Annotated in this window: 19 protein-coding genes; 15 read left to right on the plus strand and 4 right to left on the minus strand. The window is 73.9% G+C overall.

Translation table 11 applies throughout. The annotated features are described in order from the left end of the window. The first annotated feature begins 139 nt into the window (after window positions 1–139). On the plus strand, window positions 140–1,099 hold the full coding sequence (gene rarD, locus PYR72_RS20165; RefSeq protein WP_059084939.1) for an EamA family transporter RarD: 960 nt from the start codon (window positions 140–142) through the stop codon (window positions 1,097–1,099). 117 nt (window positions 1,100–1,216) lie between these two features. Continuing rightward, window positions 1,217–2,176, plus strand: coding sequence for a M28 family metallopeptidase (locus PYR72_RS20170; RefSeq protein ID WP_275460463.1), 960 nt, complete (start codon window positions 1,217–1,219; stop codon window positions 2,174–2,176). 131 nt (window positions 2,177–2,307) lie between these two features. Here PYR72_RS20170 and PYR72_RS20175 read toward each other — a convergent pair whose 3' ends face one another. The 4 genes from PYR72_RS20175 to PYR72_RS20190 form a co-directional block, all read right to left on the minus strand. Continuing rightward, window positions 2,308–3,039 (minus strand): hypothetical protein, encoded by a 732-nt coding sequence (locus PYR72_RS20175; RefSeq protein WP_275456611.1) that lies wholly within the window; start codon window positions 3,037–3,039, stop codon window positions 2,308–2,310. Further along, window positions 3,029–5,128, minus strand: coding sequence for a hypothetical protein (locus tag PYR72_RS20180; protein WP_275456612.1), 2,100 nt, complete (start codon window positions 5,126–5,128; stop codon window positions 3,029–3,031). Before PYR72_RS20180 ends, PYR72_RS20175 begins: the two co-directional genes overlap by 11 nt. A gap of 7 nt (window positions 5,129–5,135) precedes the next feature. Further along, window positions 5,136–5,915 carry a hypothetical protein gene (locus PYR72_RS20185; RefSeq protein WP_275456613.1) on the minus strand — a complete coding sequence of 260 codons (780 nt, stop codon included), beginning with the start codon at window positions 5,913–5,915 and terminating at the stop codon, window positions 5,136–5,138. A gap of 149 nt (window positions 5,916–6,064) precedes the next feature. Further along, window positions 6,065–7,099 carry a peptidoglycan DD-metalloendopeptidase family protein gene (locus PYR72_RS20190; RefSeq protein ID WP_059084944.1) on the minus strand — a complete coding sequence of 345 codons (1,035 nt, stop codon included), beginning with the start codon at window positions 7,097–7,099 and terminating at the stop codon, window positions 6,065–6,067. A gap of 277 nt (window positions 7,100–7,376) precedes the next feature. Here PYR72_RS20190 and PYR72_RS20195 point away from each other — a divergent pair, with 277 nt between their 5' ends. From PYR72_RS20195 to PYR72_RS20255, 13 genes are all read left to right on the plus strand, one after another. Beyond that, window positions 7,377–7,922, plus strand: coding sequence for a DUF6668 family protein (locus tag PYR72_RS20195; protein WP_275456614.1), 546 nt, complete (start codon window positions 7,377–7,379; stop codon window positions 7,920–7,922). Continuing rightward, window positions 7,919–8,179 carry a hypothetical protein gene (locus PYR72_RS20200; protein WP_275456615.1) on the plus strand — a complete coding sequence of 87 codons (261 nt, stop codon included), beginning with the start codon at window positions 7,919–7,921 and terminating at the stop codon, window positions 8,177–8,179. The genes PYR72_RS20195 and PYR72_RS20200 overlap by 4 nt, the downstream gene beginning before the upstream one ends. 1,162 nt (window positions 8,180–9,341) lie before the next feature. Further along, window positions 9,342–9,638: a hypothetical protein gene (locus tag PYR72_RS20205; protein ID WP_005481354.1), complete on the plus strand. Its 297-nt coding sequence runs from the start codon at window positions 9,342–9,344 to the stop codon at window positions 9,636–9,638. A gap of 31 nt (window positions 9,639–9,669) precedes the next feature. Next, window positions 9,670–10,458: a hypothetical protein gene (locus tag PYR72_RS20210; RefSeq protein WP_275456616.1), complete on the plus strand. Its 789-nt coding sequence runs from the start codon at window positions 9,670–9,672 to the stop codon at window positions 10,456–10,458. A gap of 1 nt (window position 10,459) precedes the next feature. Beyond that, complete coding sequence (locus PYR72_RS20215; protein WP_275456617.1) at window positions 10,460–11,650, plus strand: hypothetical protein; 1,191 nt, start codon at window positions 10,460–10,462, stop codon at window positions 11,648–11,650. A 139-nt stretch (window positions 11,651–11,789) separates the two neighbouring features. Beyond that, the gene (locus PYR72_RS20220) at window positions 11,790–13,283 is read left to right on the plus strand and encodes an SCO6880 family protein (protein WP_275456618.1); all 1,494 of its coding nucleotides are present in this window, start codon (window positions 11,790–11,792) and stop codon (window positions 13,281–13,283) included. Beyond that, entirely contained in the window at window positions 13,280–14,761 is a 1,482-nt protein-coding gene (locus tag PYR72_RS20225; RefSeq protein WP_275456619.1) for an ATP/GTP-binding protein, read from the plus strand. The genes PYR72_RS20220 and PYR72_RS20225 overlap by 4 nt, the downstream gene beginning before the upstream one ends. Before the next feature lie 224 nt (window positions 14,762–14,985). After that, entirely contained in the window at window positions 14,986–16,737 is a 1,752-nt protein-coding gene (locus PYR72_RS20230) for a type IV secretory system conjugative DNA transfer family protein (protein WP_275456620.1), read from the plus strand. Between the two features lie 52 nt (window positions 16,738–16,789). Beyond that, a complete protein-coding gene (locus tag PYR72_RS20235; protein WP_275456621.1) occupies window positions 16,790–17,239 on the plus strand; it encodes a DUF4913 domain-containing protein in 450 nt (149 codons plus the stop codon). A 117-nt stretch (window positions 17,240–17,356) separates the two neighbouring features. Next, window positions 17,357–17,815, plus strand: coding sequence for a hypothetical protein (locus tag PYR72_RS20240; RefSeq protein WP_275456622.1), 459 nt, complete (start codon window positions 17,357–17,359; stop codon window positions 17,813–17,815). A 7-nt stretch (window positions 17,816–17,822) separates the two neighbouring features. Further along, window positions 17,823–18,998 (plus strand): tetrahydrofolate dehydrogenase/cyclohydrolase catalytic domain-containing protein, encoded by a 1,176-nt coding sequence (locus PYR72_RS20245; protein WP_275456623.1) that lies wholly within the window; start codon window positions 17,823–17,825, stop codon window positions 18,996–18,998. Continuing rightward, window positions 18,995–20,209 (plus strand): amidase, encoded by a 1,215-nt coding sequence (locus PYR72_RS20250; protein WP_275456624.1) that lies wholly within the window; start codon window positions 18,995–18,997, stop codon window positions 20,207–20,209. Before PYR72_RS20245 ends, PYR72_RS20250 begins: the two co-directional genes overlap by 4 nt. After that, window positions 20,206–20,760: an NUDIX domain-containing protein gene (locus tag PYR72_RS20255; protein WP_275456625.1), complete on the plus strand. Its 555-nt coding sequence runs from the start codon at window positions 20,206–20,208 to the stop codon at window positions 20,758–20,760. Before PYR72_RS20250 ends, PYR72_RS20255 begins: the two co-directional genes overlap by 4 nt. Window positions 20,761–20,790: the final 30 nt, after the last annotated feature.

Consider the following 20,790-nt stretch of genomic DNA (forward strand, 5'->3'; position numbering starts at 1 on the left):
CGGCGCGGCGCCACTCCTCCAGGAGCCACCCCCGGCTGTCATGACCGTATGCCGATACGGGCATGACAGCCGGGGGTGCCCGGCGTTACCTTCGTCAGGGCTGGGGTCGCGGTGGTGCGGCCGGTGAGAAGGAGGGGCCGTGGCGGCGCAGTCGAGGGGCGAACACCGGATAGGGCTGCTGAACGGCTTCGCCGCGTACGGAATGTGGGGGATCGTCCCGCTGTTCTGGCCGCTGCTGAAGCCCTCCGGGGCGGTGGAGATACTCGCCCACCGCATGGTCTGGTCCCTCGCGGTCGTCGGTGTCGTCCTGCTGGTGCTGCGGCGCTGGTCCTGGGCCGGTGAGCTGCTGCGGCAGCCGCGCAAGCTGGCCCTGGTCGCCGTCGCGGCGGCGGTGATCACCGTCAACTGGGGCGTGTACATCTGGGCGGTCAACGCCCATCAGGTGGTCGAGGCGTCCCTCGGGTACTTCATCAACCCGCTCGTCACCATCGCCATCGGCGTCCTGCTGCTGAAGGAACGGCTGCGGCCCGTGCAGTGGACGGCGGTCGGTGTCGGCTTCGCGGCCGTCCTCGTGCTCACCGTCGGGTACGGACGGCCGCCGTGGATCTCCCTCTGCCTCGCCTTCTCCTTCGCCACGTACGGGCTGGTGAAGAAGAAGGTCAACCTGGGCGGCGTCGAGTCGCTCGCCGCGGAGACCGCGATCCAGTTCCTGCCCGCGCTGGCCTATCTGCTGTGGCTGGGCTCCCGCCAGGACGCCACCTTCGGCGCGCACGGGACGGGGCACGCCCTGCTCCTGGCCGCGACCGGGCTGGTGACCGCGCTGCCGCTCGTCTGCTTCGGAGCGGCCGCGATCCGGGTGCCGCTGTCCACGCTGGGACTGCTGCAGTACCTGGCGCCGGTGTTCCAGTTCCTGCTGGGCGTTGTCTACTTCCGCGAGGCGATGCCGCCCGAGCGGTGGGCCGGTTTCGCGCTGGTGTGGCTGGCGCTGTCGCTGCTGACCTGGGACGCGCTGCGGACGGCACGGGCGGCGCGGCGGCGGCTGGAGGAGCTGACCGCCGTCGCCGAGGTGGCCGAGGCGCGAACCCCGCTGGCCAAATAGCACCCTTGACGGAGAGTCAGTCCCGCCCGCACCATCCAGGCACCTCATTCACCGGTTTCGCCATGGACACATCAACAGTGCGTCCAGGGTGATCCCATGGAATCCGGAGCCCCCACTATGAAGCTCTCCGTTCCAGCCGCACGCCGCGCCACCCTCGCCGCCGCCGTCGCGGTGGCCACGCTGTTCACCACCGGGTCCATAGCCGGGGCGGCGCCCGTGCCCGCCCCCGGCGCGGCGCTCGCCGCGCCCGACCTCCCCCTGGCCAACGTCAAGGCCCACCTCACCCAGTTCCAGTCCATCGCCACGGCCAACGGCGGCAACAGAGCCCACGGCCGCGCCGGTTACACGGCGTCGCTGAACTACGTGAAGGGCAAGCTCGACGCGGCGGGCTTCGTCACCACCACGCAGTCCTTCACGTCCGGCGGCCGCACCGGCTACAACCTGATCGCGGACTGGCCCGGCGGCGACACGAATCAGGTTGTCATGGCCGGTTCACACCTGGACAGCGTCACGTCGGGTGCCGGTATCAACGACAACGGCTCGGGCTCCGCCGCCGTGCTGGAGACCGCGCTGGCCGTGGCCCGCGCGAACTACCAGCCCACGAAGCACCTGCGGTTCGCCTGGTGGGGCGCGGAGGAGCTGGGCCTCGTCGGCTCCCGCTACTACGTCAACAACCTGTCCTCGGCGAACCGGGCCCGCATCAGCGGCTACCTCAACTTCGACATGATCGGCTCGCCGAACCCCGGGTACTTCGTCTACGACGACGACCGTGTCATCGAGCAGACCTTCAAGGACTACTTCACCGGGATCGGCGTCCCGACCGAGATCGAGACCGAGGGCGACGGCCGCTCCGACCACGCGCCGTTCAAGAGCGCGGGCGTCCCCGTCGGCGGCCTCTTCACCGGAGCCAGCCGCACGAAGACCGCCGCGCAGGCCACCAAGTGGGGCGGTACGTCCGGCCAGGCGTTCGACCGCTGCTACCACTCGTCCTGCGACAACACGTCGAACATCAACGACACGGCGCTCGACCGGAACAGCGACGCGGCGGCGTACGCGGTGTGGGAGCTGTCGGAGTAGGCAGAGCCTGGAGTCCTGGGGTCCTGGGGTCCTGGATTCCCGGTGGTGCGTGCCCGGGGTCGGCCGGTCGGCGGGGAGCGCCGTGGCCGGTCCCGGGCGTGCGCGCGTTGGGCGTGCGCGCGTTGGGTGGGTCAGCGTCCCGGCCGGTGCGCGGGGGCGTCGGGGGTTCGCGGTCGCACGGGCGCGGCGGCCGGCGGGCGGGTCGCGGCGGAGGCGTGGCGGGCCGTGAGGGCGTGGGTCTGGGCCGGGGTCGCGCTCGTCGACCGGAGGCGGGACGCGACCGCCGCGGGCATCCCCGCGCCGTGGGCGAGTCCGGCCGCCTCCTCGGACCGCAGGGCACCGAGCCGGGCCAGATGGCTCCGCCCGGCCTCGGGGGTGAGCGCGGCCACGTCGACCCTCAGGGCGGACCGTACGGCGGCGGGGTGCGTCGGGATCGGAGCGGCACCGGTGGCGGGAGCCCGGGACGGGTCCACACCGGCGGAACGCAGGGCCGCGGCACGGGCGCTCCAGGGAGCGGTCCCGGACGCACGGCGGTGCGGGGTGCGCCCGGTGCCGTCCCGGGCGCCGGACGCGGGCGCCGCCCGGTCGAGGGTGCGCCAGCTCATGGTGCCGGTCAGCTCGTTGAAGGTGACCTCGACCCGGGGGCGGGGGGCCGGGGGTGCGGAGGACGACCGGTACGGGGAGCGCAGGCGTGCCGCCCGGGCGCCCCGGCCGGCGGCCGGGGCGCCCGGCGTGTCCGGGGCGGGGGCGGGGACGGCGCGTCGCGAGCGGGCGCCGGCCTCGACCGATGCCCGGGCCGGTCCACCGGCCGGCCCTCCGGCCGGTCCGCCTTCCGGACGATGTCCTCCCAGGTCACTGGCCATGGACGTACGGGGCGGAGTCGAGGGCGCGGGCCCGTTCGGTGAGGCGGGTCATCCGGGTGCGGGCCTTCTCCAGCTGTTCCAGGTCGTCGGCGGCGGGCCCCTCGTCGGCGGCGAGGTCGGTCCAGACGGCGATCAGGTCCCGGCCCAGGTGCAGTCCCTGGAGCGGATCACGGACCGCGCGCCAGGCGGCCGCGGCGCTCTGGATGTTGCCGTAGGCGGCCCGCTCGTCGCGCAGACGGTGGCGCACACCCGCCAGGTCGAGCGAGACGTGGAAGGAGCGGAGGGCGTCACCGGCCAGGTAGGCGATGTAGGCGGTCAGCTCACGGAGCTTCAGCACCTCGGGGTGGAGCGGGCCCAGCGCGGCGGTCGCCTGGGCGACGGTCTGCTCGGCCATCTCCGCGGCCTCCTGGATCCGGCCCAGCTTCACCGCCTCGTTGATGCGGGACATGGGCTCGGCGAACGGTGACGCCGCACCGCCGTCCTCCTCCGGCGTGTCCAGCACCGCCTCGGCCACGGCGTCGAACTCCCGGACCGGCGCGGGCTTCGGGTCGCTGTCCTCCTCCAGCACCGCCCACTCGGGAGCGGAGTAGGCGTCCGTCGCGGACTCCTCCGGCAGGAGCGGCGCGGGAGGCGCGGGCTCCGGGTCGGGCGCGGGCGCCGTCGCGCGGGGCGGCAGCGGAGGCGGAGTCGGCGGCCAGGGCTGGGGCTCCAGCGAGGCAGGCCCGGCGTCCGGCACGGAGTCCACGGGCATGGAGTCGGCGGGCACGGAGTCGGCGGGCACGACCGGGTCGTAGGTCTGCTCCGGGAAGGGTTCGCCGGCCGGGGCCGGCGGCCAGGGCTGCGGCTCCAGGGAGGCCGGAGTCGGCGGGACGAGAGACATCTCCACGTCCAGGAGCGGGCCGAACTCGCCCGTCGGCGGCGAGACGGTCCCGGTGGCCGGGGCGGGGGCGTGGGTGGGCCCGGGTGCCTGCGGAGTGCCGTCCGGGTCCGACGCGCCGCCCGGCGGGGTCGGCGGGAGGTCCGGCGTGCGGGGTGGCCCGGCCTGCGGGCGGGCCAGGGGGCCCTCCGTCGGTTCCGGTACCGCGCGCAGCACGAACGTCGACGGCGCGACCCTGCCCGGCGCGGGCTGCGCCGGCCCTTCCCGCTTCTCCTTCGCCGCCGTGAGCGGCATCGTCCGGGGCTCCCGCTTCGCCTGCGGAGCCATGGGCTGTGCCGGGGCCCCCTCCGACGTCAACTCGGCGGCGACCGGCTCCGGCGCGTGCGAGGGCGCGGGGGCAGGAGTAGGGGCGGGGGCGGACTTCGCCGCCGCGAGCGGGAGCGTTCTGGGTTCCCGCTTCGGCTGCGCGGGGACCGACGGCCGCGCCTCCGGACCGGGGTATCCCGACGGCTCCGGGCCGGCCTGAGCCTGCCACTGCGGCGGGGCCGCGGCCTGCGGCGGAGCCTGGGCCTCCGGCCGTACGTCCGGGTGCTGCTGCCACTCGGCTCGCGCCTCCGGCCGTACCTCGTGACGCTGCCGGCTCTCGGCCTGTGCCTGCGGTGGGACCTGGGGGTGTGCCTGTGCCTGGGGCTGGGGCTGAACCTGTGGCTGTGCCTGGCCGTCCGGTGTCGGCTCCGGCTGCCGGCGCGGCTCCGGCGGGAGGTGGTGCGCGGGGACCGGCGGCCGCGGCTCGGCGGCTGCCGACTCGGGCACCGCGCGCAGGACATGGGTCGACCTGTCGCGACGAGGGCCCTGCGCGGGGACCGGCTGCTCGGCCGCGGCCGCTCCCGCGAACCCCCGTGGCTCGCCCACCCGCACGGGTTCTCCGGCGTAGTGGCTGGAGCCGTCGACCTGGACCTGGAGGGGGACGACGTAGCCGATGCGTTCGTCGTGGACCGTGGCGAGGACGGGGTGGCCGGTGGCGAGGGCCAGGCGGTGGAGGTAGTCGAGGGCGGCGTGCTGCAGGCTCTCCCCCGCGGCCGACGGCACCGGCATGCCGCCGACCGTCGCACCGGTCTCGGCGGAGACGCGTACGTCGATCGGGGTGAGCCCGGCCGGCGCGCGTCCCGTGCGCTTGAGTTCCCGCTTCTGTTCGCGGCTGAGTCGAGTCATCGTTCCCTCACTCGGGTCGGGCAGAAGGAGAAGTCGTGGACGGGGCTGCGGAGTCGGAGCCGGACGGGTCCGGTGCCGACACCGCTGCCTCCACCGTACGCACCCCGTCCACCCGCCATGGCTCGCCCTTGCCCGGGCGGACCAGCTTCACGTACACCGTGGCCTGCGGCCCGGTTCCCGTCCAGCCGTCACGGCCGTGTGCCGTGCCGTCGACGAAGAGCGCGCGGTAGGCGTCCCGGGCCGAGTCGGCGGGCGCGTCGCCGTCGTCGTCCGCCTCCACGTCGACGGTCGTCCACGCCTCGTGCGCGGCCCAGGAGTTCCACTGCTCACCGGCACCGCTCGCGGGCCGGTACGAGCGCTCGGCCTTCGCCCTGGCGGCGGTGAACCAGCGGGCGGAGCGCAGGACGGCGTCGTGCGGGCCGGTGTCGTACTTCGTGTCGTGGCCGTACGCGACCTGCACCCATGCCTCCGCGACGGCGGTCGCGTCGGTGCCGTCGACCCCGGTGGGGCTCGGGACGTGCGCGTCCGGGCCGAGCGGCCGGCCGGAGGGCAGGGGCGCCTTGGGGGTGAAGGGCGGGGCGGACGTGGCCGTGCCGCCGCCCGCCGTCTCGCGGTGGTCCTCCAGGCCGCAGGCGGCGAGGACCGCCACACCGGTCACCGTCGCGAGCACCGCCGCGCACGCCCTGCGCGCGCCGCCGCGTCCCCCGGTCACGGGCGCGGTCGCGTGCCACCCGGTGCGCTCGTCACGCCCCGCGCGCCCGCCGCGCGCCTCGTGCTTCGCGTTCACCCTCGTCCCCCTCCTCACCTCAGTGTCCTTCCTCGCCGATCGCGTCGTCCACCACGAGCGCCGTGCTCGCGTGGCCCGTGTCCCCCGGGTGTCCCGCGTCTCCCGCATCTGCCGCGTCTCCCGCGTCTCCCGCGTCTCCCGCGTACGCACTACAGCCCCAGCCAGGGCGCCGGATCCACGTACGCGTCGTTCCGCATCACCTCGAAGTGGAGGTGGGCGCCCGTGGAGTAACCCGTCGAGCCGACCAGGCCGACCCGTTGGCCGACCTTCACCTTGTCGCCGGCGCTGACGCCGAGGCCGCCGAGCATGTGGTTGTAGGTCGTGGAGATGCGGTCGCCGTCGATGGTTCCGTGGGAGATGACGACGCGGTTGCCGTAACCGTTGGTCCAGCCCGCGAAGGTGACCACGCCGTCGCGGGCGGCGAGGACCGGCTTGCCCTCGGCGACGCCGAAGTCGGTGCCGGTGTGCAGCTTGCGGACCCCGAGGATGGGGTGCATGCGCCAGCCGTACGGGGAGGTCACGGGCGGGTTGCCGGCGACCGGCATGGCCATCTTCCTGCCGTCCGGGAGCTTGCCCGGCGGGTCGTCCACCGACTCGTACTTGGAGATCAGCGACTTGATGCGGACGACGTAGTTGCGGGTCTCGGTGTAGGGCGGGATGCCGCCGTACTTCTGGACGGCGCCCGGCCCGGCGTTGTACGCGGCGAGCGCCAGGTCGAGGGTCTCGCCGGTCGCCTGGCCGCTGTCCTTGTAGCCCTGGACCTGCCGGGCGAGGGCGCAGTCGTAGCGGCCCTGCGCCATGATCGCGTCACCGGGGTCGTACGGGGAGACCCGGCCGTTGCCGTCGTCGTCCTTGCCCCAGCTCGGCCAGGTGCCGGGCATGAACTGGCTCAGTCCCTCGGCGCCGACCGGGGACCTGGCGTTCGGGTTCCACCCCGACTCGGCCTCGATCTGCGCGGCGATCACGGCCGGCTTGATGACGTCGCACATGGCACCCGCCTTGAGCACCCAGGGCACGTACTCCGCCGGAACCTGACCGGCCTTGAGGCCGCCGCCGACGCCCTGCTCCTCGGCCTCGGCCTCACCGCCCCCGCTCACCGCGACCATCATCACCACCGGCATCAGCACGGCCGCCACGCAGCCGCCGACGACCCAGGTCGTGACGGACCCTCCCCCGTTGGACATCTGCTCCCCTCAGCGCCACAGTGGCGAAGTCCAGTCATGCTCCTGCCACTTGAGTCCCTGTCGACGAGTCTCGCCGCTCCCTCTCGTTCCGCGCGTCACCGGTGCGTCACAGGCTCGTCGCAGGAACTCACGCCCCGATTCCCAAGCCGTCCGTACGCCGTGAAGATCGGTGGTGGGCGGCTCGCCGGACAGGGAACCGGCGGCGGGCACCGCGCCGGGGTGCGACGGGCACGCCGGGACTCAGGAAGACTGCTGGGATCAGCGGTGGAAACGGGGAGTGGTGGAGAGCGGTGATGCGGTGATGCAGCCGGGCACGGGACAGGCGGCCGGGCCGGAGATCTGGGTGCGCGGGCCGGTCGGGGAACCGGCGGCGCAACCGCAGGACCCGCCGTCCCGGGCGGCCGCGAGCACGCGGCGGTTCTCCTGGGTCGCCACGCACGGGGGTGCCGGGTCCACCACCCTCGCGGCGGTCTTCGGCGGCCATGACACGGGGCGCAACTGGCCGCGCCCCGAACAGGGCGAGCCGGCGTCGGTCCTGCTGGTGGGGCGTACGCACGCGGCCGGGCTCGACGCGGTCTCGCACACCCTGGACATCTTCCGGCGGGGCGACGCACCGCCCGGACTGGACCTGGACGCGATCGTGCTGGTCGCGGACGCGCCCGGCCGGCTGCCCCGGCAGCTCGTGCAGCGGATGAAGGTGATCGGTTCCGTCATCGACGTCTACCGCGTGCCCTGGGTGCCCGCCTGGCGCACCGGCGATCTCACCGGCCCCCCGCCGCGGGAGAGCGCGGCACTGGCCCGACTGACCGGGAGGACCCCATGAGCAGCACCGTGCACGACGTCGCCACCACCCTGGCCGGGCCTCCGGCGGCGGTCACCAACCAGCTGAACTACGTGCTGAGCATCCTCGCCTGGCTGGTGACCGCGGCCGGGGTGTGCGGGCTGCTGCTCGTCGGGTCGCGGATGGCGATCTCCCTGAGGTCCGGGGAGGGCGACGAGCACCTCAGCCAGTTCGCCATGGTGCTGGGCGCCTGCGTCATCGGGGCGACGGCGGGCCCGATCGTGGCGTTCGTGCTGTAGACGACGCACGGACACCACGCGACCGGCCCGCCCGGGCAGACCACGAAGGGGGCGCCCGGCAGACCACGGCGAGACGCCGGGCGAACCGTGAACAAGGCGCCCGGCAGACCGCGGTGAGACGCCGGGCAGACCGTGGCAGGACGCCTGGCCCGGCCCGCGGTCAGGGCGCACCCGACGGACCGTGAGCAGGTCGCCCGACAAGCCGCCCAGCCGTGCAGCCGTGCAGCCGTGCAGCCGTGCAAGCGGACAGCACGCCCGACAAACCATGGGCGCCCGCCCGGCACGCGGAATGCGCGCCTGATGGACCGTGAGCGGGTCGCCCGCCGGACCGCGGACAAGCCGCCGGGCGACCACGCGGACGTACGCCCGACGGACCGTGAACGCCCGCCCGGCAGACCGCGGACAAGGCACCCGGCAGACCGTGGCGGAACACCCCCAGGCAACGGCAGGACGCGCGGCACGCAGAGAGCGCAAGCCTGATGGACCGTGAGCAGGTCGCCCGCCGGACCGCGAGCGCGCACCCGGCAGACACGCGGCCAAGGCACCCGGCGGCACACGGACGCACGCCCGACGGGCTGCGGGCAAGGCGTACAGCACACCCGACGGCCCCGCGAGCAGGTTGCCCAGCAGGCCGTGGACACGCCGCCCGGCGGCACGCGAACGCACGCCCAGCAGACCGTGGACAAGGCCCCCGGCGGCAGGCGCACAGCAAGCCCGACGGACCGCGTACGCAGACCCGACAGACCCGCCAACGCACACTCGACAGACCCGCGAGCGCACGCCCGACAGACCCGCCGTCAGGCAGGGGCGACGGTCCGTCGGTTCCTCGGGAACCGGTGGGTCGTTGCCGTATGTGAAGCGCGTCGAAGGCGAACGCCGGTGCGAAGCGCTCCGCTTCTCCGCAGGTCCGGCCCTTTCTGACGGCACGTCACTGTCCCGGACATGACGAGAGCTTCCCGTCTGTCACGAGCACGTCACCGGCTAGTGCTGGATCACTACATCGCTTGGTTTCGCCCCACGGGAGTCGCCAAGCTCACAGGGCGGCCGGGAACCCGGGCACGTCGTGCCGGCCCCGGAAGCACCCAATGTCCCATCCGCTCACATCAGTCGACGTCGGACCGCCACCCACGACGGACCGATCGAGACCACGGGGAGAAACCACATGCTGCACGCGATAGCCGCCAAAGCGCATCAGTCCCTCTACCTGGCCGACGGCACGGTGCCCAACCCCAACCGCGACGCCCCCGCCGAACTCACCGGCAAGGTCGACACCGTGCTCGGCATCGTGGCCTGGGCCGGCACCGCCGCGGGCGTCGCGGGGGTGCTGATCACCGGCGCGATGATGGCGATCTCCATGCGCCGCGGCGAGGGCTCGGAGCACATGGGCCGGCTGGGCATGGTCCTCGGCGGCTGTGTCCTGGTCGCCACCGCCGGCCCGCTCGTGAACTTCGTCTTCTAGCCGTCCGAGCACGTCGAAAGGGGGAGCGACGATGCTGAACTCCGGCCGGGCCCACGGGGGCAGCGGAGAGTGGGAGCAGCCGTTCTGGCAGCAGCGGGGCTGGATCCTGTCGGCCGGGTTCCTGGTGGTGCTGCTCGTCCTCGCGGTCCTCTTCGCGGTGACGGGCGACGGCGGGAAGGGACCGGCCGGCGCGTCCGGCGACCCGGACCCGGCGCCGACCTCGACCTCGTCCCCGGACGACAAGTCCGGTTCGAAGGGCAGCGGTTCGGACACGCGGCCCGCCGGCTGCCGCACCGACGACCGCGACCAGGCCAAGCCCACCGAGGCGCCGGGCGACTTCCGCTGGAAGGCCAACGGCACCGGTCTGGTCCCGGTCTCGAAGGCGGCGGGCCCGCTGAAGTACGACGGGCCGGTCTGGTTCTGCTTCGCGCACACCCCGATGGGCGCCGTCATGGCGGCCCACTCCATCACCGACCACCTCAGCTACGACGGCTGGCGCAAGGTCGTGAAGCGGCAGGTCGTACCGGGAGCGGGCCGCGACGCGCTGATCGCGAGCCGCTCCCAGGAGGCCGACAAGTCCACCACGGGCTCGCCGGACGCCGGTGGCTACGCCGGCTTCACCGTCCTGTCGTACGACGAGACGCGGGCGACCGTGATGGTCCTGGTGCGCGGCATGGGCGACGGCGGCTTCGGCTCCGCCTCGGTGACCATGCGCTGGCAGGACGGCGACTGGAAGCTCAGCCCCGACCCCGACGGCACGGTCTACAGCGGGGTGTCGCAGGTCAGCGGCACCGACGGCTTCGTCACCTGGGAGGCGTGAGATGGCCTGCTCCTGGAAGCTCTACGACTGCGTGATCGAAGAGGGCGGCAAGCAGTTCACCGAGGGTGCCGTGGTCGTCTTCGCCAAGGCGATCGGCGACGGCGCGGCGGAAGTGCTCAAGGCCCTCAACGGCGTCTGGCTGAGCGTCGACGTGCAGGACCCGGCGGGCAACGGCGGAGGCCACGGCCAGGCGGCCGCGGGCAGTCCCATCGGCCAGATCACCGCCGAGGTCAACTGGATCGTCGCCTATGTGGCGGTGGCCTCGCTGTTGATCGCCGCGATCCGCATGGCGGTGGACCGCAAGGGCCAGTCCATGAAGCAGGCGTTCATGGGGATGTGGAAGGTCATCCTCGTCGGCGCGGCCTCGGTCCCCGTGGTCACGGCCCTGATGGCGGCGTCGGACGCGTACGCCAAGGACGTGTACGCGCGGTCCGACCTCGGTGACAACGCCTCCACGATGCTGGGCGTGCTGACGCTCAACCAGCCGGGTCTGGTCCTGATCTTCGGCCTGCTGGTGATGCTGTCGAGCTTCGTGCAGATCGTGCTGATGTACATCCGCATCGGCGTCCTGATCATGCTGGTCGGCACGCTGCCGCTGGCCGCCGTCTCCTCGATGACCGGGTGGGGCGAGGGCTGGTGGAAGAAGCACATCGGCTGGCTCGCGGCCTGGCTGCTGTACAAGCCGGCGGCGGCCCTGATCATCTACTCGGCCACCGCGATGACCAAGGGCACCAAGGACCTGAACTCGATCATCGCGGGCATGGGCATGCTGATCATGGCGGTGTTCGCACTGCCCGCCCTCCTCAAGCTGATCGTCCCCGCCACGGCCGCTCTCGGCGGCACCTCCGGCGGCACGGTCGCCATGGGCGCCGCCAACAACATGGCCTCGGGCGCGGTCAGCATCGCGGGCGCCTCCGTGGCCGGTGGAGGCGGCGGGGGTGGCGGGGCCGGCGGCTCCGCGGGCCCCCAGGGCTCGCCCTCGGCGGGAGCGGGCTCCTCGGCGGGCGGTGCCGGTGGCGCCGCCGGAGGCGCCGGAGCGGCCGCCGGCACCGCGGCCGCGGGCGCGGCCACGGCGGGCGCGGCCGTCGCGGTGCAGGCCGCCGCGGTCGTCGTCCAGACCGGGATGCAGGCGGCGTCCGAGGTCGCCGGTTCCCTCGACGACAACGACGGGATGAAGGGCCACAACCAGTAGGCCGGGCCCCGCGCCCCCGACGGGGCGCGGGGCGGCCCGCGGCCCCGACCGACACAGAGACCGACACAGAGACCGACACAGATCCACCCGAGCTCGTAGGCACTCGACCCAGCGACCTCAGCCGGAAGAAGGAAACCCCATGTCCACCGACGCCCTCACGCGTCCCACCTACGGAAACTGGCGCAGGCCCCGCCGCCCCGGCCTCGGCCCACTCGGCCTCCTCGGCACCGTCGTCGCCTTCGGCGGACTCCTGGTCGCACTCCTCGCCTCGCTGGTCTCGCTGTCGGCCGCGATCCTCGTCCTCATCCCCCTCGGCCTCTTCCTCGCGCCGCTCGCGCTGCGCACGGTGGACGGCCGCAACATCTACCAGGTGGTCGCGGTGCGTATCGGTTGGCTCAGGCGCAAGGCGAACGGCTCGACCACCTACGTCTCCGGCCCGCTCTCCAAGAGGCCCGGCGGCCGCCACCACCCGCCCGGCCTGCTGGCCCGCACCAAGATGTACGAGGGCCGGGACGCCTACAACCGTGCCTTCGGGGTGCTCCACCACCCCGGCCGCAACCTCTGCACGGTGGTCCTGGCCTGCGAGCCGGACGGCGGTTCGCTGGTCGACCCCGAGCAGGTCGACATCTGGGTGGCGTCCTGGGGCGACTGGCTCGCCCGGCTCTCCCACGAGCCCGGCCTGCGCGGTGCCCAGGTCGTGGTGGAGACGGCGCCCGACACCGGGACCCGGCTGGCCGCCGAGGTCCTGCCGCGCATCGCGCCGGACGCCCCGGCGGCGGCCCGCGCGGTGATGGAGGAGGTCGTCGCGCGCTACCCCTCCGCCTCCTCGGAGATGCACACGTACATCGCCCTCACCTACGGCCCCACCGGCGGCCCCAAGCGGGACGTCCAGGACGTCATCACCGACCTGTCCATGCGGCTGCCGGGTCTGCTGTCCGGCCTGGTCGCGGCCGGCGGCGGCTCCGCGTACCCCTTGTCCGCCGAGCGGCTCTCGGAGATCGTCCGCGTGGCGTACGACCCCGCGGTCGCCCCGGACGTGCTGAGCGCGCGGGCCGAGCAGTCCACGACCGGCCTCGACTGGGCGGACGCGGGCCCGGCGGCCGCCGTGGAGTCGGTGCAGGCGTACAAGCACGACTCGGGTGTCTCGCGGACCTGGATGCTGACGCTGGCGCCGCGCGGGACGGTCCGGTCGAGCGTGCTGCGGGGCCTGCTGGAGCCCGCCTCCGGCACGCGCCGCAAGCGGGTCTCGCTCGTCTACCGGCCGATCGACCCGGCGACCTCCGCCCGCATCGTCGAGGCCGACCGGCGTACCGCGCACTTCATGGCGGGCTCCAAGCGGGGACTGGTCCAGGCCCGGGCCAGCTCCGAGATGCAGGCGGCCGAACAGACGGCCGCCGAGGAGGCGGCGGGTGCCGGGCTCGTGGAGTTCTCGCTGATGGTGACGGTCACCGTGGACGGCGAGGAGCAGCTGCCGGACGCGGCGGTCACCGTACGCAACCTCCAGGCGTCGTCCCGCATCCTGATGCGCCCCGCCGACCGTATGCAGGCATCGGCGTTCACCTGCACCCTCCCCGTCGGCCTGCTGCCGTGGGAGCACACCCTCGTTCCGTACCAGCTCCGGGAGGCGCTGTGAGCAAGCGCGCTGCTGTACGTCCCGTACGTCCTCAGACCGCGCCCCCGCGCGGGTGGTTCGGCCCCGGCGGTGGCCAGGTCGGCCATGTCGACCCGCCCGCGATGTGGCGTGCCACGACGGTCCAGGCGTGCGGTCTGTGGCCGTTCGCCGCGGGCTCCGGCGCCCCCATGACCGGAGTGCCGCTGGGCCAGCACCTGCACACGGGTGCCACGGTCTGCGGCGACCCCATCTCCTGGTTCACCCGCGCCCGTTACATCTCCAACCCGTCCCTCTTCATGCTCGGCATGCCGGGCCTCGGCAAGTCCACCCTGGTCAACCGCATGCTGATCGGCATGGCGGCGACGGGCGTCACGCCGCTGGTCCTCGGCGACCTCAAGCCGGACTACGCCGACACCGTACGGGCACTCGGCGGCCAGGTGATCTCCATCGGGCGCGGGGTGGGCGGCATCAACGTCCTCGACCCCGGTGCGATGGGCGAGGCGGCGCTGCGCATCGGAGGGGAACGGGGCCGGGTGCTGGCGGCGGAGGCGCACGGGCGTGTCCTGAACATGGTCGCGGCGCTGATCACGATCGTCCGGGGCCGTCCCATGGACGACCACGAGCAGTCCGTCCTCTCGGCCTGTCTGCACCATCTGACCGAGCGGGCCAAGCCGGGGCGCGCCCCGCTCCTGCCCGACCTGCTGAAGGTCCTGGACGAGGGCCCGGACCGGGTCCGCGCGGTCACCCTGGACCGCGGGAACATGACCCGCTACCAGGAGGCGGTGGACCCGCTGCACCGCTCGCTGCTGGGCGTGCTGGACGGCCCTCTCGGCGACACCTTCGCCTCGGCGACCTCCACCCGTATCGACCCGGCCTCGCCGGCCGTGTGCGTGGACATCTCCCGCATCGGTGAGGCGGACACGCAGCTCACGGCCGCGGCGATGCTGGCGGCCTGGTCGGACGGTCTCGGCACGGTCGCCGCGGCCCATGCCCTCGCGGACGCGGGACTGGCTCCGCAGCGCTGGTTCTTCACGGTGCTGGACGAGCTGTGGCGCCCCCTGCGGGCCGCCTCCGGCATCGTGGAACGCATCGACGCCCTCACCCGCCTGAACCGCTCCCTCGGTCTCGGCGACGCGAAGATCACCCACACCCTCAAGGACGCGGAGGCGCTGGGCAGCGCGGCCGACCGGGCGAAGGCGCGCGGCTTCGTGGAGCGGGCCGGGATGGTGGTGTGCGCCGGCCTTCCCCGTACGGAGATGAGGGAACTCGGCGAGATCGTCGGCCTGTCGGAGCGGGAGATCGACCTCGTGTCGTCGTGGTCCTCGCCGCCGGGCTGGGCGAGCACCGGCGGCAACGAGGAGCCGCCCGGGCGTGGGCGCTTCCTGATCAAGGTGGGCGGGCGGCCGGGCATCCCGATCAAGGTGTCGATCACGGACACGGAGAGGGAGCTGCACAACACGAACACGCGGTGGACTCCGTCGCTGGTGAAGGGCGCCTGATGGGGTGGGGGGTGCCGGTTCATGGGCGGGTGCGGGTGCGTGGGGCTTCTCGCGCAGTTCCCCGCGCCCCTCAAAAAGCAGGGGCTGCGCCCCGTGCTTTTTGCCCCTGAGGTGGCCGTAGGCCCTCAAGGGGCGCGGGGAACTGCGCGACCAGCCCCCACCGGACGGACGGGTAGGGGCGGCGGGGGCGAAGAAAAGTCCGATCAGCTGACGGGGGAACAGAGATGACCACACGCAAACACCAGCACACCACCACCGACGACCTCCTGCCCTGGCTCATCCCCGTCACCGCCCTGCTCGTCGGCACCCTCTTCCTCGGCGCCTGGCTCGGCGGCACCCTCGCCGCAGCCCTCACCGGAGCCGGCTGGGACCCGCCCCCCTTCACCCCGGCCACGATGAAGACCCTCGTCACGGAGGGCCCCGTCGCCCTCTGGCCGACGACCTCCTCCGGCACGCTCGCCGCCGGCATGGGCACCGTCTTCGGCGCCACGCTCACCCTGCTCATCGCCCCGGTCGTCCTCCTGCGGCGCCGCGGCGGAAAGCCCACCGGCCTCGCTGGGCGCCGCGAACTGGCCGGGCTCCTGCCGAAGGGCGCCGCCGCCCGGGCCCGCCAACTCCGCCCGTCCCTGCCGGCGTCGGGCCGGCTCGCCCCGGACGACACGGGCAACCTCCTCGGCGACTTGGACCCCGGCGGTCCCGAACTGCGCAGCAGCTACGAGGACGTGGAGCTGGACCTGATGGCGCCGAGGGCCGGCAAGTCCACCGGCATCGCCGTCCCGCGCGTGCTGCGCGCCCGTGGCAGCGTGCTGCTGACCTCGAACAAGGCGGACGTGTACAGCGTGACCCGCGCGGAGCGCGAACGCGTCGGCACGGTGTGGACGTTCGACCCGCAGGGCATCGCGCACACCCCGCGCGGCCTGTGGTGGGACATGCTCGCCGACGCGGGCACCATCGAGGGTGCCCGCCGTCTCGCCGGCCACTTCGTGGGCGCGGTCAACGACGACGCGACGAAGCGCGACTTCTGGATCTCCGCCGCCCAGAACACCCTCACGGCCCTGTTCCACGCGGCGAACCGGGGTGAGCGGCAGGTGGGCGAGGTGCTGGCCTGGCTGGCGGACCCGGCCGACCGTACGCCGGTCGACCTGCTCCGCGACGCCGGTATGACCGCTCTCGCCGACCAGCTCCAGGGCACCGTCCTGGGCGCGGTGGAGACCCGCGACGGCATCTACGAGACGGCCCGGCAGTGCGTGGCCTGCCTGCTGGACCCGGCGATCGCGGCCTGGGTGAGCCCGGACCCGGGCCTGCCCCGGTTCCTGCCCGAACGGCACGCACTGTCGTCCGACACCCTTTACCTCCTGTCCAAGGACGGCGGCGGCTCGGCGGCCGGTGTCATCGCCGCGTGCGCGGACTCCGTACTGCGCGCGGGCGTGGTGGCCGCCGAACGGATGGGCGGCCGCCTGGACCCGCCGATGACGGCCGTGCTCGACGAGGCGGCCAACGTCTGCCGCATCTCCGACCTGCCCGACCTCTACTCCCACTTCGGCTCGCGCGGCATCAACGTCGTGACGCTGCTGCAGAGTTACCGCCAGGGCACACGGGTCTGGGGCGAGGCGGGCATGGACGCGCTCTGGAGCGCCGCCACCATCAAGCTGCTCGGCGCGGGTCTGGACGACGCCGACTTCGTGGAGAAGGTGTCCCGGCTGGTCGGCGAGCACGACGTGTCGACGGTCAGCTACTCCAGGAGCAAGGACGGCCGTTCCCGCTCCACCTCCTACCGCCTGGAACGCATTCTGCCCGCCGACCGCATCCGCGCCCTCCCGAAGGGCACCGCCCTGCTCCTGGCCACCGGCGTCAGGCCCGCCCTCGTCCGCCTGCGCCCCTGGTACGCCGAACCCGGCGCCGACCGTATCGCCCTCGCCGCGCGGGCCGAGGTCAAGGCGATCACCGCGCGGGCGGCGGAGGCGATCGTCAGATGAGAACGCGTCCGTCCCCGCGGCGGCCGGAAGAACTCTTCGAAGGGAGCACCCGATGACCACCACCGTCGACCAGCACGGCCTCGCCCAGCCGGCCGCCGCGGCCCCGCCGTTCGTCCTCTACCTCGACGGCGAGGCGTACGCACAGGAGATGAGTGCCCTGGCCGTCTGGGTCGGGGACCTGCTCCTCCCGGTCTACGGCCGCGAGGTCACCTCGCAGCAGCCGTGGTGCCCGCGCTGGTGGGAGCACCTGGAGGCGGTGGCGCGGCTGCACGCCCTGTGGCTGGCCTGGCAGGAACTCACCGACCCCACGGCCGGCCTGTCGGGCCCGTCGGTCTGGCACCGTGACCACCTCGGTCCCGCCATGGCCGAACTCCGTTCCCCCGCAGGGCCGTTCGCGGGCTGCAAGGCGGGCGCCCACCGGGCGAAACAAGCGGTGCCCGTGGAGCCGTACGGAACCGAGGAACCGTACGCGGCCGAGGAGCCGTACGGGCCGGGGGCCTGAACCGTGGCCCGGACGGATCACCCCCCTACCCTGAACCGATGCGCGCGGCCGAGCACGGGGCGGCCACCGGCGGAACCGGATCGACCATCGCGGCCGCGGCCGACAGGAGAGACATTCATGGACAACTCGACCCTCCGGTACTTCGAGGACGTCGTCGACTGGCGCCACCGCCGGGCGGGCCGGGCGCACACCCTGGTACGGGCCGTGCACTCGACCGTCACCGGCCGGGCGGTCGCCGTCGTGTCCGAGCTGGCGAGCAACCCCGACGACCGCGGCATCACGGACGACTTCGGCAGCGTCGCCGACGCCGTCCTGCCCGCCCTGCGCCGGGCGTTCGGCACCGAGCCGGTCGAGGTCTTCTGGATCGCCCACTTCGGCGCGTTCTCGTACCACGACCCGACCGGCCCGGAGTCCTTCACCCTGATCACCCTCACGGCGGGCCCGGAGGGATACACCGACGATCTCGCGGGCGACCGGACCTTCACCGCCCAGGACGTGGAGGAACTCCTCGGCCACCGGCTCGAACCGGTCGGCCAGGTGCTGGCCAGGATCGACCACGAAGCGACACGGAGGTGAGCCGCGGATGACCGAGCAGGTGTCGGGGCGCGACGTACTGCGCCGGGCCAAGGAGTTGTACGCCCCCTACCGGGACGCCGTGGCCGCGACGGAACAGCGGGTGACGATCATCCGCTTCCAGGCGGCGGAGAACGATCCGCCGGAGTGGAAGGCCAAGCTGGAGGCGTCGAAGGTCTCCGCCGAGCAGAAGGTGAAGAGCTTCGAGCACCTGGGATTCCGGGCGGACCATGTGGTGATGCCGCCGGGCACCACGCGTGCGCAGTTCGCCGAGACGCTGGAGCGCGCCAACCAGGATCACGCGACCCGGGCGATCATCGTGCAGTTCCCGCCGCCGGCCCACCTCCAGCCGCTCGTGCAGCGGATGGACCCGGCCAAGGACATCGACGCGCTCACCAAGGACCGCTCCCCGTACCGCGCGTGCGCGACGGCCGAGGGCATCTGCCGGGTCGTGGAACCCTTCGCCCAGGACGACCCGCTGATCGCGGTCGTGGGGAGCAAGGGGTTCGTCGGGCAGGGTGTCGTCACCACCCTGCGCGAACAGGGCCACCGGCTGATGGAACTGGACGCCGGCGACGACCTGCGGCGGGTACGGGACGCCGACATCGTCGTCTCCGTCACCGGCAGCCCCGGCATCCTCGGCCCCGACCACCTCCGCCCCCATCACCGGCTCGTCGTCGACTCCGGGTTCGTACCGCAGGCCGACGGCAGTGTGCGGGGTGACGTCCAGCGGGCGGCGTACGACATCCCCCAGCACCTCACCCCCGTGCCCGGCGGCATCGGCCCCGTGGAGATGGCCACCCTCATGGAACGCGTCGTCCGCCGCGAGGTGGACCAGGCCGCCCCCGCCTGGAAGGTCGAACCGCGCCCGTACCTGACCAAGGAGCAGGCGGTCGGCGGCGCGCAGGAGCAGCAGGCCAGGACCCCGGTCGCGGCGGGACAGCAGGCACCCGGACAGCAGACGCCCGAACGGCAGACGCCCGGACAGCATGCACCCGGACCGCAGACCCCCGGACCGCAGCCGCCCGGCAACCCGATCGCGCAGGCGGCCAGACTCCGTACCGGGGCCGGGAACGGGGGTGTCGGCCCCGGTACGGTCAACCCCGCGGCCGGGCCCTCCGCCCAGGCCCGTGCCCAGCTCCCCCACCCGCCGAAGCCGCCCACGCAGGCCGGACCGGGCCGGTGACCGCGCCCGTGACCGCGCACGACGGCGTCCCGCCGCTCTCGGCCGTACGGACCGCCGAAGGGGTGCGCGCCCGCGAGCTGCGCGCCGTCGATGTCGTCGCGGACGCGCTCACCCGGATCGCGCGGGCCGAGCCGACGCTCTGCTCCTTCGTCGAGGTGTGGGCCGAGGACGCGCTGCGGTGGGCTGCCGAGGTGGACGTGCGGGTCGCTCGTGGGGAGTGGTTGCCGTTGGCCGGGGTGCCGATCGGGGTGAAGGGGCGGGGCGGGCTGCGGAGCGCGGCGGCGCGGGCGCTGGTCGCGGCCGGGTGTGTGCCCGTGGGGGCGACCTCCGTGCCCGGCCCCGGCACCCCCTGGCAGACCTGGGGGCTCGGGGCGGGTGGCCGGACCGTCAACCCCTGGCGGGCCGACCGGACGCCGGGCGGCTCCTCCGCCGGGTCCGCGGCGGCGGTGGCCGCGGGCCTGGTCCCGATGGCGACCGGCACGGACGGCGCCGGGTCGGTCCGTATCCCGGCGGCCTGGTGCGGCGTCGTCGGCCTGAAGGCCACCAACGGCCGCCTCCCCTCCCCCGACCGCACCGGCCTCGCGGCTCCCGGCGTCCTCGCCCGCCACGCCTCGGACGCGGCGGCGTACTGGCGGTGCGTGGCGGGCGAGACCGCCGAGGGCGCGTACGGGCCGCCGCCCACCGCCGTCTGGTCGGCCGACCTCGGGTTCGCCGACACCGATACCGAACCCGCCGCCGTCGCCCACCGCGCCGCGCTCCGCCTCGCGGACGCCGGCCTCGTCCGGCTCGTACGCCCGAGCGCGCCACCGCGCCTGGCGGACCCCGTCTCCGCCTGGTCGGCCCTGCGCTCCGCGCCGGCGTCCGACGCCGGAACCGCCCCCCTCGGGGCCGCCCGGGAACTCCGTGCCGAGAACGACCGGCGGCTCGCCGCGCTCCTCACCGAGGCCGACCTGATCCTCACCCCCACCACACCCAACGCGCCCCACGGCCACGAGGGCCCCGGTGACCGCTACTCCACGGCCCTGACCTGGGCGTTCAACCTCAGCGGGCACCCCGCCACCAGCATTCCCGCCGGGTTCGGCGCCGACGGCTGCCCGCTCGGACTGCACCTGGTGGCGCGGCACGGCGAAGAGGCACTGCTGCTGCGGGTGGCGCAGGCCGCCGAAGCAGTCCGGGACCACCCCGGACCGAGAGCGGGGGACCCGGCATGAGATGGACCGTCCACGGTGAGCACGTGATCCACGACACCCCCTGGGTGCGGTTGCGCTCGCTGGACGTCGAGCAGCCCGACGGCACCCGCGGCGACTACCACGTGGTCCGGCTGCGGGACCTCGCCGTCACCGCGGCCGTCGACGCCCGGCAGCGGGTCCTGATGATGTGGCGCCACCGATTCGTCACGGACACCTGGGCCTGGGAGCTGCCCATGGGCCTGGTCGAGGACGGCGAACGCCCCGAGGAGGCGGCGGCGCGGGAGCTGGAGGAGGAAACCGGCTGGCGGCCGGGGTCACTGCGGGAACTGGTCTACGCCGAGCCGGCGGCCGGGGTCACCGACACCCGGCACTTCGTGTTCCGCACGGACGACGCCCGGCGCGTCGGCGAGCCCACGGAACGCAACGAGTCCGATCGCCTGGAGTGGATCCCCCTGACCGACGTGCCGGGCCTCATCACCCGCCGGGAGATCGTCAGCAGCGCCACGCTCGTCGGTGTCATGGCCCTGCTGCTGGCACGCTCCGACGAGCCGTCGTCCGTACCGGACCGGTGACTGACTGTCAGAGCCTTGGTCTAGGGTGAT

Source organism: Streptomyces sp. VNUA24 (genome assembly GCF_029167005.1).
Taxonomy (GTDB): Bacteria; Actinomycetota; Actinomycetes; order Streptomycetales; family Streptomycetaceae; genus Streptomyces; species Streptomyces scabiei.